The sequence below is a fragment of the Pseudomonas sp. MIACH genome (genome assembly GCF_001269925.1).
Lineage (GTDB): Bacteria > Pseudomonadota > Gammaproteobacteria > Pseudomonadales > Pseudomonadaceae > Aquipseudomonas.
This window is the reverse complement of record NZ_LHVO01000056.1, coordinates 43,059-55,091: the sequence shown is the minus strand read 5'-3', so window position 1 is coordinate 55,091 and position 12,033 is coordinate 43,059. Positions and strand designations below refer to the sequence as shown.

Annotated in this window: 11 protein-coding genes and 2 tRNA genes; 12 read left to right on the top strand and 1 reads right to left on the bottom strand. The window is 56.4% G+C overall.

The window, feature by feature from the left end; genetic code table 11:
- Positions 1-3: 3 nt before the first annotated feature.
- Positions 4-408, top strand: coding sequence for a hypothetical protein (locus AD670_RS23070; protein WP_053137806.1), 405 nt, complete (start codon positions 4-6; stop codon positions 406-408).
- Positions 409-417: 9 nt separating this feature from the next.
- Here the strand turns inward: AD670_RS23070 and AD670_RS23065 are convergent, their stop codons facing one another.
- Positions 418-726 (bottom strand): YhbY family RNA-binding protein, encoded by a 309-nt coding sequence (locus tag AD670_RS23065; RefSeq protein WP_017139256.1) that lies wholly within the window; start codon positions 724-726, stop codon positions 418-420.
- Between the two features lie 105 nt (positions 727-831).
- Between AD670_RS23065 and rlmE the strand changes: the two genes are divergently transcribed.
- The 11 genes from rlmE (at position 832) to infB (ending at position 11,979) form a co-directional block, all read left to right on the top strand.
- Positions 832-1,482 carry a 23S rRNA (uridine(2552)-2'-O)-methyltransferase RlmE gene (gene rlmE, locus AD670_RS23060; protein WP_032862906.1) on the top strand — a complete coding sequence of 217 codons (651 nt, stop codon included), beginning with the start codon at positions 832-834 and terminating at the stop codon, positions 1,480-1,482.
- A 200-nt stretch (positions 1,483-1,682) separates the two neighbouring features.
- Positions 1,683-3,593, top strand: coding sequence for an ATP-dependent zinc metalloprotease FtsH (gene ftsH / locus AD670_RS23055; protein ID WP_053137803.1), 1,911 nt, complete (start codon positions 1,683-1,685; stop codon positions 3,591-3,593).
- An 8-nt stretch (positions 3,594-3,601) separates the two neighbouring features.
- A complete protein-coding gene (gene folP, locus AD670_RS23050) occupies positions 3,602-4,453 on the top strand; it encodes a dihydropteroate synthase (RefSeq protein WP_053137800.1) in 852 nt (283 codons plus the stop codon).
- A gap of 16 nt (positions 4,454-4,469) precedes the next feature.
- Positions 4,470-5,807, top strand: coding sequence for a phosphoglucosamine mutase (glmM, locus tag AD670_RS23045; RefSeq protein ID WP_053137798.1), 1,338 nt, complete (start codon positions 4,470-4,472; stop codon positions 5,805-5,807).
- 66 nt (positions 5,808-5,873) lie between these two features.
- Positions 5,874-6,629, top strand: a complete 756-nt coding sequence (gene tpiA, locus AD670_RS23040) for a triose-phosphate isomerase (protein ID WP_053137795.1) — start codon at positions 5,874-5,876, stop codon at positions 6,627-6,629.
- Positions 6,630-6,633: 4 nt separating this feature from the next.
- The gene (gene secG / locus AD670_RS31155; protein ID WP_082341032.1) at positions 6,634-7,017 is read left to right on the top strand and encodes a preprotein translocase subunit SecG; all 384 of its coding nucleotides are present in this window, start codon (positions 6,634-6,636) and stop codon (positions 7,015-7,017) included.
- Between the two features lie 22 nt (positions 7,018-7,039).
- A tRNA-Leu gene (locus tag AD670_RS23035) sits at positions 7,040-7,125 on the top strand.
- Between the two features lie 96 nt (positions 7,126-7,221).
- Positions 7,222-7,298, top strand: a tRNA-Met gene (locus AD670_RS23030).
- A gap of 140 nt (positions 7,299-7,438) precedes the next feature.
- Positions 7,439-7,897 (top strand): ribosome maturation factor RimP, encoded by a 459-nt coding sequence (rimP, locus tag AD670_RS23025; RefSeq protein ID WP_038843818.1) that lies wholly within the window; start codon positions 7,439-7,441, stop codon positions 7,895-7,897.
- Positions 7,898-7,944: 47 nt separating this feature from the next.
- Positions 7,945-9,426 (top strand): transcription termination factor NusA, encoded by a 1,482-nt coding sequence (gene nusA / locus AD670_RS23020; protein ID WP_003212187.1) that lies wholly within the window; start codon positions 7,945-7,947, stop codon positions 9,424-9,426.
- A 27-nt stretch (positions 9,427-9,453) separates the two neighbouring features.
- Positions 9,454-11,979 carry a translation initiation factor IF-2 gene (gene infB, locus AD670_RS23015; RefSeq protein ID WP_053137792.1) on the top strand — a complete coding sequence of 842 codons (2,526 nt, stop codon included), beginning with the start codon at positions 9,454-9,456 and terminating at the stop codon, positions 11,977-11,979.
- Positions 11,980-12,033 lie beyond the last annotated feature (54 nt).

The following is a 12,033-nucleotide window of genomic DNA, read 5'->3' as shown; positions in this document are numbered from 1 at the left end:
GCTATGCTTTGGCAGCTCTCCCAGATGCTTTGGGTGGGCGGCCTGTGGTTGTTGCACATAGGTGTATTGCCGGCGCTGGGCCTGATTGGCCTGGCTCCGTTGCTGATCGATGAGATCGATGGATTATTGAGTGCGCTGCTGGTGGGTTTCGCGGCGGCGTGCGTAGCGCTTCAGGTGTTGGTGCTGGTCTGGGCTGAAGGCTTGGAGAGTTTGTGGCGGGATATTCGCGGCCAACTGCTGTTGATGGCGCTGTACGCGTGTGCAATGTATTGCGTTGTGCATGTGTGGTTGCCGGAAGCGTTGCGCTGGCAGTTGTTCAGCTATCTTGTGCTAGGGTTTTCCGGCCTTGTGCTGGTTATACAGCCGGCGCCGGGATGGAGTGGCGGGGCGCGCGAAGCACGCCCGTGACCCTTTTTATTACTTGAAGCGGTGTACGTTCGACAGTTGCTTGTTGACGCTGAAGTTCTTGCGATACAGCAGCGCCATCTTGCCGATGACCTGAACCAGGTCTGCCTTGCCCACCTTGCAGAGTTCTGCAATAGCGGCCAGGCGCGCTTCGCGGTCAAGGATGTTGACCTTGATCTTGATCAGTTCGTGATCGCCCAATGCGCGTTCAAGTTCGGCTAACACACCTTCAGTCAAACCGTTGTCTGCCACAATCAGAACTGGTTTCAGATGGTGGCCAATGGATTTGTACTGTTTCTTCTGCTCTTGAGTGAGCGGCATAATCTGACCCCTGCGTCTGATCTTGTAAAAAGCGGCGGCCAGTTTACCCGAGCGAGTCCGGGACCGCCCAGTTAATCACGACCCGTTTTATTTTCGAGGTGGCCCGTGGCCCGTTCCAAAACTAGCCTTAAGTGGCTGCAAGAGCATTTCAACGATCCTTACGTCAAAAAGGCGCAGAAGGATGGCTATCGTTCCCGGGCCAGCTACAAGCTGTTGGAGATCCAGGACAAGGACAAATTGATTCGTCCAGGCATGAGCGTTATCGATCTTGGCGCGGCCCCCGGTGGTTGGTCCCAGGTGACCAGTCGTCTGATTGGTGGGCAAGGTCGCCTGATCGCTTCCGACATTCTGGAAATGGACAGCATTCCGGATGTGACCTTTGTTCATGGAGACTTTACCCAGGACGCGGTGCTCGCCCAGATTCTTGAGGCTGTGGGAAATTCGCAGGTAGACCTTGTGATTTCCGACATGGCCCCCAATATGAGTGGATTACCGGCCGTTGATATGCCACGCGCCATGTTCCTTTGCGAATTGGCGCTGGATTTGGCAGGTCGGGTGTTGCGTCCCGGTGGTGATTTTCTGGTGAAGGTGTTCCAGGGAGAAGGTTTCGACGAGTACCACAAGAACATTCGCAAGTTGTTCGATAAGGTGCAGACGCGTAAGCCTGACTCTTCTCGGGACAGGTCCAGAGAGCAATACCTGCTGTGTCGCGGCTTCCGTGGCGTCGAAGGCGCGGCGAGTGAAGAGCGTTTTTGAGAAATTCGAGGAGGGCGATAGGTTTTTTTATATCGCTTTCGTCACGAAGCTTTACGAATATTGTGTAGTCAAAGTTTCACAAAGGGTTACAGACGGCGCCTGCCAGAGTTGTAGGTAATGTAGTAAGTTAGGCCGGTGAATATCATGCGAAGCGCGCGCCAGTAGCGGAGCTTGCTTCAGAGGGTAGTTAATTGAACGATATGGCAAAGAATCTGATCCTGTGGTTGATCATCGCGGCTGTTCTCGTGACGGTGATGAACAACTTCTCCAGTCCTAACGAGCCGCAGACCCTCAACTATTCCGACTTCATCCAGCAAGTTAAGGATGGCAAGGTCGAGCGCGTAGCGGTTGATGGCTACGTGATCACCGGCAAACGCAACGATGGCGATAGCTTCAAGACCATTCGTCCGGCAATTCAGGACAACGGTCTGATCGGCGACTTGGTGGATAACCACGTGGTTGTCGAAGGCAAGCAGCCTGAGCAGCAGAGCATCTGGACTCAACTTCTGGTGGCCAGCTTCCCGATCTTGGTGATTATCGCCGTGTTCATGTTCTTCATGCGCCAGATGCAAGGTGGTGCGGGAGGCAAGGGTGGGCCGATGAGCTTCGGCAAGAGCAAGGCTCGCCTGCTCTCTGAGGATCAAGTGAAAACGACCCTGGCTGACGTGGCGGGTTGCGACGAAGCCAAGGAAGAAGTCGGCGAGTTGGTTGAGTTTTTGCGCGATCCGGGCAAATTCCAGCGACTGGGTGGGCGTATTCCTCGTGGCGTGCTGATGGTCGGTCCTCCGGGTACCGGTAAAACCTTGCTGGCTAAGGCGATTGCCGGCGAAGCCAAGGTGCCGTTCTTCACCATTTCCGGTTCTGACTTTGTTGAAATGTTCGTCGGTGTCGGTGCGAGCCGCGTCCGCGACATGTTCGAACAGGCCAAGAAACATGCGCCATGCATCATCTTCATCGATGAAATCGACGCCGTTGGTCGGCATCGTGGTGCTGGCATGGGCGGTGGTCACGATGAACGTGAGCAGACCCTCAACCAGTTGCTGGTCGAGATGGATGGTTTTGAGATGAATGACGGCATTATCGTCATCGCTGCAACCAACCGCCCGGACGTGCTGGACCCTGCGCTGCTGCGTCCAGGTCGTTTTGACCGTCAGGTTGTGGTTGGCTTGCCAGATATCCGTGGACGCGAACAAATCCTGAAAGTGCACATGCGCAAAGTGCCGATGGGCGACGACGTCGCACCGGCTGTGATTGCCCGTGGTACCCCTGGGTTCTCGGGTGCTGACTTGGCCAACCTGGTGAACGAGGCTTCGCTGTTTGCAGCCCGTACCGGTAAGCGCATCGTTGAAATGAAAGAGTTTGAGCTGGCGAAAGACAAGATCATGATGGGTGCCGAGCGCAAATCCATGGTCATGTCCGAAAAAGAGAAGCAGAACACTGCTTATCACGAAGCCGGTCACGCCATTGTGGGGCGCGTCGTGCCTGAGCATGATCCAGTTTATAAAGTGTCTATCATTCCTCGTGGTCGCGCCTTGGGTGTCACCATGTTCCTGCCGGAAGAGGATCGTTACAGCCTCTCCAAGCGTGCGCTGATCAGTCAGATTTGCTCGCTGTACGGCGGTCGAATCGCTGAAGAGATGACCCTGGGCTTCGACGGTGTGACCACTGGGGCTTCCAACGACATCATGCGTGCCAGCCAGATTGCGCGAAACATGGTGACGAAGTGGGGCTTGTCGGAAAAACTCGGTCCTTTGATGTACGCCGAGGAAGAAGGTGAAGTATTCCTGGGTCGTGGCGGCGGTGGTCAAAACGCCAGTTTCTCCGGTGAGACAGCCAAGCTGATCGACTCTGAGGTGCGCAGTATCATTGACCAGTGCTATGGCACGGCCAAACAGATCCTGACCGATAATCGCGACAAGCTTGATGCAATGGCTGATGCATTGATGAAGTACGAGACGATCGATGCTGACCAGATCGACGACATTATGGCCGGTCGGGTACCTCGTGAACCTCGTGATTGGGAAGGTGGTTCGGGTACTTCGGGCACCCCGCCTGTGGTTCAGAACGAGCGCCCTGAAACCCCGATCGGTGGCCCGGCAGCTGACCATTAAGGTTTGAAATGACTTTTGCTTCGTCCTCCCCCCGGTTGCCTTGCGGCAACCGGGTTCTTGATTTGGCCCATACACATGTTATGGGCATTCTTAATGTAACCCCTGACTCCTTTTCCGATGGTGGCCGCTTCAGCCAGCTTGATGCTGCATTGCGTCACGCAGAAGCCATGGTGGCGGCCGGCGCGACCTTGATTGATGTCGGTGGTGAATCGACTCGGCCTGGTGCTCGCGTTGTTTCTCCTCTGGAAGAGTTGGAGCGCGTGGCGCCGATTGTCGAGCGCATCGCTCGAGAGTTGGATGTGATTATTTCGGTTGATACCTCCACCCCGGCCGTGATGCGTGAGACTGCTCGATTAGGTGCCGGCTTGATCAATGATGTGCGGTCCCTGCGGCGCGACGGCGCTCTGGATGCAGCTGCAGCTACCGGTTTGCCGGTGTGTTTGATGCATATGCTGGGTGAGCCCGGCAATATGCAGGACAACCCGCACTATGATGACCTGGTTGGTGAGGTGAGTGGTTTTCTCTCCGAGCGTGTTGCCCAATGCGCTGCGGTAGGTATTGCGCCGGAAAGGATCATCCTTGATCCGGGGTTTGGTTTCGCCAAGACCCTGCAACACAATTTGAGTTTGTTCAAACACATGGAGTCCTTGCATGCCCTTGGTCGGCCCCTGTTGGTCGGTGTTTCGCGCAAGAGCATGATAGGGCTGGCATTGAGCCGTCCGGTGGGTGAGCGGTTGTACGGCGGTCTTGCGCTGGCGGCGCTTGCGGTGACCAAGGGTGCGCGCATCTTGCGCGTGCATGACGTTGCTGAGACCGTGGATGTGGTACGCATGATTGCAGCTGTGGAATCAGCCGAATAAGAATGATGGAGCACTTATGACTAAAAAATACTTTGGCACCGACGGTATCCGTGGTCGGGTCGGCGAGTTTCCGATTACTCCTGATTTCATGCTCAAGCTTGGATGGGCGGCGGGTATGGCGTTCCGCAGCATGGGGGCGTGCCGCATCCTGGTGGGCAAGGACACCCGAATTTCGGGATACATGTTTGAATCAGCGCTTGAGGCCGGCTTATCCGCCGCAGGCGCCGATGTAATGTTGCTGGGGCCAATGCCGACGCCGGCGATTGCATACCTGACGCGTACCTTTCACGCTGAGGCCGGTATTGTGATCAGTGCTTCGCACAATCCACATGACGACAATGGCATCAAGTTCTTTTCCGGTCAGGGCACCAAGTTGCCGGACGAGATTGAGCTGATGATCGAAGAATTGTTGGATGCGCCGATGACCGTGGTCGAGTCCAGTAAGTTGGGCAAGGTGTCCCGAATCAACGACGCGTCAGGTCGTTATATCGAGTTCTGCAAAAGCAGTGTGCCAACCAGCACCAATTTTGCCGGCCTGAAGATTGTTGTCGACTGCGCCCATGGTGCGACCTACAAAGTCGCGCCAAGCGTATTCAAGGAGCTGGGGGCGGACGTGACAGTGCTGTCGGCTCAGCCCAACGGATTGAACATCAACGAAAACTGCGGCTCCACCCATATGGAGCAGTTGCAGGCCGCTGTCCTGGCCGAACATGCCGACCTCGGGATTGCCTTCGACGGTGACGGCGACCGCGTGCTGATGGTTGATCACACGGGTGCCGTGGTCGATGGCGATGATCTGTTGTTCATCATTGCCCGCGACCTGCATGAGCGTAACAAGTTGCAAGGCGGTGTCGTCGGTACGCTGATGAGCAACCTTGGGCTTGAGCTGGCGTTGGCAGACCTGGGTATTCCTTTTGTTCGTGCCAACGTCGGTGACCGGTATGTTATCGCCGAGCTGCTGGAGCGTAACTGGCAGGTAGGTGGCGAGAACTCCGGGCACGTGGTGTGCTTCCAGCACACGACCACCGGTGACGCGATTATTGCGGCGTTGCAGGTGCTATTGGCCTTGCGCCGCCGCGAAGAGAGCCTGGCTCAGGCGCGCCAGGCTTTACGCAAGTGCCCGCAGGTATTGCTTAACGTGCGTTTCGCAGGTGGGGAAAACCCGATTGAGCATCCTGCTGTGAAAGAGGCTTGCGAGCGCGCGACGTTGGCAATGGCTGGTCGCGGACGGGTATTGCTGCGCAAGTCCGGCACAGAGCCTCTGGTGCGCGTTATGGTTGAAGGTGACGACGAAATACAGGTTCGCGGCCATGCCGAAGACCTGGCAAAACTGGTAACTGAAGTTTGCGCCTGAATTCGGCTTGCCAGTGGTGATGTGGTTGGGTAACATCTGCGCCCACTTTGACCGACGAGGTACAGCATGCGTCGCACTATGGTAGCTGGTAACTGGAAGATGCACGGTACCCGCGCCAGTGTCGCTGAGCTGATCAATGGCCTTCGTCACTTGGCCTTGCCCAGCGGTGTTGATATCGCGGTGTTCCCGCCTTGCTTGCATATCACCCAAGTGGTTGATGGCTTGAAAGGTAAGTCGATTCAGGTCGGCGCGCAGAATTCTGCGGTGGAAGCCATGCAAGGTGCGTTGACCGGAGAAGTTGCACCGAGTCAGCTGGTTGATGCGGGTTGTTCCTATGTGCTTGTTGGGCACTCCGAGCGCCGCCAGATGATGGGCGAGCGTGACGGGACACTCAATCGCAAGTTCGCAGCGGCACAGGCTTGTGGCTTGATTCCGGTGTTGTGTATTGGGGAAACCCTTGAGCAGCGTGAATCAGGCAAAACTCTTGAGGTTGTCTCGCGTCAGCTTGGCAGCATCATCGAGGAGCTGGGTGTTGGTGCGTTCGCAAAAGCGGTAATTGCTTACGAGCCGGTCTGGGCCATTGGTACCGGGCTGACTGCTACACCGCAACAGGCGCAGGATGTGCACGCAGCCATCCGCGCTCAGTTAGCGGCAGAGAATTCTGAAGTCGCACAAGGTGTGCGGCTTCTATACGGCGGCAGCGTGAAGGCGGCCAATGCGGTCGAACTGTTCGGCATGCCGGATATCGATGGGGGGCTCATTGGTGGAGCTTCCCTGAATGCAGATGAGTTCGGTGCGATTTGTCGCGCCGCGGGAAACTGAAAAAATGCTGGAAACAGTCGTAGTCGTTTTTCATCTGTTGGCTGCCTTGGGCGTAGTTGCCTTGGTTTTGTTGCAACAGGGTAAAGGTGCGGATGCTGGTGCGTCTTTCGGTGCAGGTGCTTCAAATACTGTGTTCGGAAGCCAAGGTTCCTCTACCTTTCTTAGTAAGTTTACTGCTATACTTGCCGCCGGTTTCTTCATAACCAGCTTAGGGTTAGGTTACTTTGCTAAAGAGAAAGCTCATGTGCTGACTCAAGTAGATTTGCCAAACCCAGCAGTGTTGGAAGTACCAAAGGCAAAACCGGCTTCTGATGATGTCCCGGTGCTTCAAGAGCAAAAGTCGGCTACTCCAGCGACTGACGTGCCTCCAGCTCAAGAGCAAAAGTAAGAAGGGTTGTAAACGCTGTATTGCCGAGGTGGTGGAATTGGTAGACACGCAACCTTGAGGTGGTTGTGCCCATAGGGTGTAGGGGTTCGAGTCCCCTTCTCGGTACCAATTATCAGGAGAGCCCGCTGTTGCGGGCTTTCTTGTAGGTGGAAGGTTACATTGACCCTGTAAGGGATCGGTCGTATACTTCCGCCCCAGCTTTGTCGCGGGGTGGAGCAGTCTGGTAGCTCGTCGGGCTCATAACCCGAAGGTCGTCGGTTCAAATCCGGCCCCCGCAACCAGTTTTAGCGGAGCCCCTTTTAAGGGGCTTTTTGTTAGCTGGACACTTTCAACGCCGCTGTTCGACGGCGTTTCAAGGATGGGCGTTTCGCCCATTTTTTTATTTTGCACAGCATGCACATACATGCACGAGGGGGTTCAGGTGTCGAGCAAGCTAGAAGAGTTGCAGGCCTTGTTGGCCCCGGTGGTCGTGGCCCTAGGCTATGAATGCTGGGGTATTGAGTTTTCGGCTCAAGGTCGCCACTCAATGTTGCGCGTTTATATCGATAAAGAGGGCGGTGTGCTGGTGGACGATTGTGCCATTGTCAGCCGTCAGATCAGTGGTGTTCTGGATGTTGAAGATCCTATCTCCGTTGAATATACCCTCGAAGTTTCCTCGCCAGGCATGGAACGCCCACTGTTCACTATTGAGCAGTTTGCAAAATTTGCCGGTGAACAAGTGAAGATCAAGCTGCGATCCCCGTTTGAAGGGCGTCGCAACTTTCAGGGCCTTCTGCGCGGTGTAGAAGAACAGGATGTCGTGGTGCAGGTAGAAGACCATGAATTCCTGTTGCCGATCGATATGATCGACAAGGCCAACATTATTCCCAGTTTTGACTGAGACGCGGATCCCGCGGATCCAATGGCTTGCGAAAGGCGAGGCGTACGATGAGCAAAGAAGTACTGCTGGTTGTTGAGTCGGTATCCAATGAAAAGGGCGTACCGGCAAACGTGATTTTTGAAGCGTTGGAGCTGGCCCTGGCCACTGCTACCAAAAAGCGTTTTGAAGACGAAGTTGATCTGCGTGTGGAAATCAACCGCCACACCGGCGCCTACGAGACGTTCCGTCGCTGGACGGTTGTCGAAGAAGCCGATCTTGATGATCCGGCGATTGAAACCTGGCCAAGCAAGGTTGCTGAAACGCACCCAGGCGCCCAGGTCGGTGATGTCGTCGAAGAAAAGATCGAATCCATCGAGTTCGGCCGCATTGCTGCACAGACCGCCAAGCAGGTCATCGTGCAGAAGGTTCGTGAGGCCGAGCGCGCTCAAGTCGTTGACGCCTATCGCGAGCGCCTGGGTGAAATCATCTCCGGCACCGTGAAAAAAGTTACCCGCGACAATGTGATCGTCGACCTGGGCAATAACGCCGAAGCGTTGCTGGCCCGCGAAGACATCATCTCTCGCGAAACCTTCCGTGTCGGCGTGCGTTTGCGTGCGCTGCTCAAGGAAATCCGCACCGAGAACCGTGGCCCTCAGTTGATCCTGTCGCGTACCGCGCCGGAAATGCTGATTGAGCTGTTCCGTATCGAGGTGCCGGAAATTGCCGAAGGCCTGATCGAAGTCATGGCTGCGTCCCGCGACCCGGGTTCGCGCGCCAAGATCGCGGTCCGTTCCAAGGACAAACGCATCGACCCGCAAGGCGCTTGCATCGGTATGCGCGGTTCGCGCGTCCAGGCAGTGTCGGGCGAATTGGGCGGTGAGCGTGTGGACATCGTCCTATGGGACGATAACCCGGCGCAGTTCGTGATCAACGCCATGTCGCCGGCTGAAGTGGCGGCAATTATCGTTGACGAAGATGCCCATGCAATGGACATCGCCGTTGGCGCAGACAATCTGGCTCAGGCCATTGGTCGTGGTGGTCAGAACGTGCGTCTGGCCAGCCAATTGACCGGCTGGACCCTGAACGTGATGACCGAATCGGACATCCAGGCTAAGCAGCAAGCTGAAACCGGTGACATCCTGCGCAACTTCATCGACGAGTTGGAAGTCGACGAAGACCTGGCGCAGGTGCTGGTAGATGAAGGCTTTACCAGCCTGGAAGAGATTGCCTACGTACCGTTGGAAGAAATGCTCAACATCGACGGCTTTGACGAAGACACCGTCAACGAGCTTCGCGCTCGGGCCAAGGATCGTTTGTTGACTAAAGCCATCGCTACTGAGGAAAAGCTGGCAGACGCCCATCCGGCCGAAGACCTGCTCTCGCTTGAGGGTATGGACAAGGATTTGGCGATGGAACTGGCGGTGCGCGGCGTAATTACCCGCGAAGACCTGGCCGAGCAGTCTATTGACGATCTGCTCGACATCGACGGCATTGACGATGATCGTGCCGGCAAGTTGATCATGGCCGCCCGAGCCCATTGGTTCGAGTAATTAGGCGCGGCCTGAGGAGAGAAGTGCATGACGCAAGTCACGGTGAAACAACTGGCCGATGAGGTCAAAACACCGGTAGAGCGCCTGTTGCAGCAGATGCGTGAGGCAGGTCTGCCGCACACCGCCGCCGATGAAGGTGTGAGCGATAGTGAGAAGCAGTCTTTGCTGACTCACTTGAAGAGCAGCCACAAGGCGAAAGTGGAAGAACCGCGCAAGATTACATTGCAGCGCAAAACCACCAGCACCCTGCGTGTTGCGGGTAGCAAGAGCATCAGCGTTGAAGTACGCAAGAAGAAAGTCTTCGTACAGCGCAGCCCGGAAGAAATTGAAGCCGAGCGCAAACGCGAACTGGATGAACGTCGCGCAGTAGAAAATGCTGCACGTCAGAAGGCTGAAGAAGAAGCCAAGCGTCGCGCCGAAGAAGAAGCGCGTCGCCAGCCTGCTGCTGCGCAAACTGCTTCCACTGAAGCGGTCGCCGCGCCTAGCGCTCCTGTAGAGGCTGTGCGTGAGGCTGCTCCGGCAGCCGCAGCACCAGCGCCTGCAGCTGATGCCCGCAAGCGTGACGAACCTCGTCGTCCGGATAAACCACGTGCCGACGATAACAATCGTCGCGGTGGTGGTGGCGATGGCGAGCGTAAAAACGCTCCGCATCGTGCTTCGGTCAAAGAGAAAGCGCCTGCTCCACGCGTTGCCCCACGTACTACCGACGAAGAAAGCGATAGCTTCCGTCGTGGTGGTCGTGGCAAGGCCAAGCTGAAGAAGCGCAATGCCCACGGTTTCCAGAGCCCAACCGGCCCTGTCGTGCGTGATGTGCAGATCGGCGAGACCATCACTGTTGGCGATCTTGCCAACCAGATGTCGGTCAAGGCTGCTGAAATCATCAAGTTCATGTTCAAACTGGGTACTCCAGCGACCATCAACCAGGTGCTTGATCAGGAAACTGCTCAACTGGTAGCCGAAGAACTGGGCCACAAAGTGACCCTGGTCAGCGACACCGCTCTGGAAGACTCCCTGGCTGAGTCCCTGAAGTTTGAAGGTGAGACGTTCTCCCGTGCGCCAGTCGTGACCGTAATGGGCCACGTTGACCATGGTAAGACTTCGCTGCTCGACTACATCCGTCGTGCCAAGGTAGCTGCTGGCGAAGCCGGTGGTATCACCCAGCATATCGGTGCGTACCACGTTGAAACCGAGCGCGGCATGGTCACCTTCCTCGATACCCCAGGTCACGCCGCGTTTACCGCAATGCGTGCCCGTGGTGCCAAGGCGACTGACATCGTGATCCTGGTTGTTGCAGCGGACGACGGCGTGATGCCGCAGACCATTGAAGCTGTCCAGCATGCTAAAGCAGCTGGTGTTCCTCTGGTTGTTGCTGTGAACAAGATCGACAAGCCGGGCGCCGATCTCGATCGCATCCGTAGCGAACTGTCGGTTCATGGCGTGACGTCTGAAGAGTGGGGCGGTGATACGCCGTTCGTTTCGGTTTCGGCGAAAGTCGGTACTGGCGTGGACGAACTGCTCGAAGCTGTCCTTCTGCAAGCTGAAGTACTTGAACTGAAAGCAACCCCATCGGCCCCAGGTCGTGGTGTTGTGGTTGAGTCGCGTCTCGATAAAGGTCGTGGCCCGGTTGCAACCGTATTGGTTCAAGACGGTACTCTGCGTCAAGGCGATATGGTTCTGGTCGGTTCGAACTATGGCCGTGTACGTGCCATGCTCGACGAGAACGGCAAGCCAATCAAGGAAGCCGGTCCTTCCATCCCTGTCGAGATCCTCGGCCTGGACGGTACTCCGGACGCTGGCGACGAGATGAGCGTGCTGTCTGACGAGAAGAAAGCCCGTGAAGTGGCTTTGTTCCGCCAAGGCAAGTTCCGCGAAGTCAAACTGGCTCGCGCTCACGCAGGCAAGCTGGAAAACATCTTCGAGAACATGGGCCAGGCAGAGAAGAAGACGCTTAATATCGTCCTCAAATCTGACGTTCGTGGTTCCCTCGAAGCGTTGAACGGCGCCTTGAATGGCCTGGGTAACGACGAAGTGCAAGTGCGTGTTGTGGGTGGCGGTGTCGGTGGTATCACCGAGTCCGACGCCAACCTGGCACTGGCTTCCAACGCTGTACTGTTTGGCTTCAACGTGCGTGCCGATGCTGGCGCTCGCAAGATTGTCGAGCAGGAAGGCCTGGACATGCGTTACTACAACGTCATCTACGACATCATCGAAGACGTCAAGAAAGCCCTCACCGGCATGCTTGGCAGCGACGTTCGGGAGAATATCCTGGGTATCGCCGAGGTACGTGACGTGTTCCGCTCGCCGAAATTCGGCGCGATCGCCGGTTGCATGGTTATCGAAGGTACTGTGTACCGTAACCGTCCAATCCGTGTACTGCGTGAAGACATCGTTATCTTCGAAGGCGAGCTGGAATCCCTGCGCCGCTTCAAGGATGACGCTTCTGAAGTACGTGCCGGCATGGAATGCGGTATCGGCGTCAAGAGCTACAACGACGTCAAGGCTGGCGACAAGATCGAAGTCTACGAGAAGGTTCAGGTTGCTCGCAGCCTCTAACTCGCGCACTTCCGGAGCCACGCCGCGTGTGGGCATGCAAATGCCCCGCAAAGC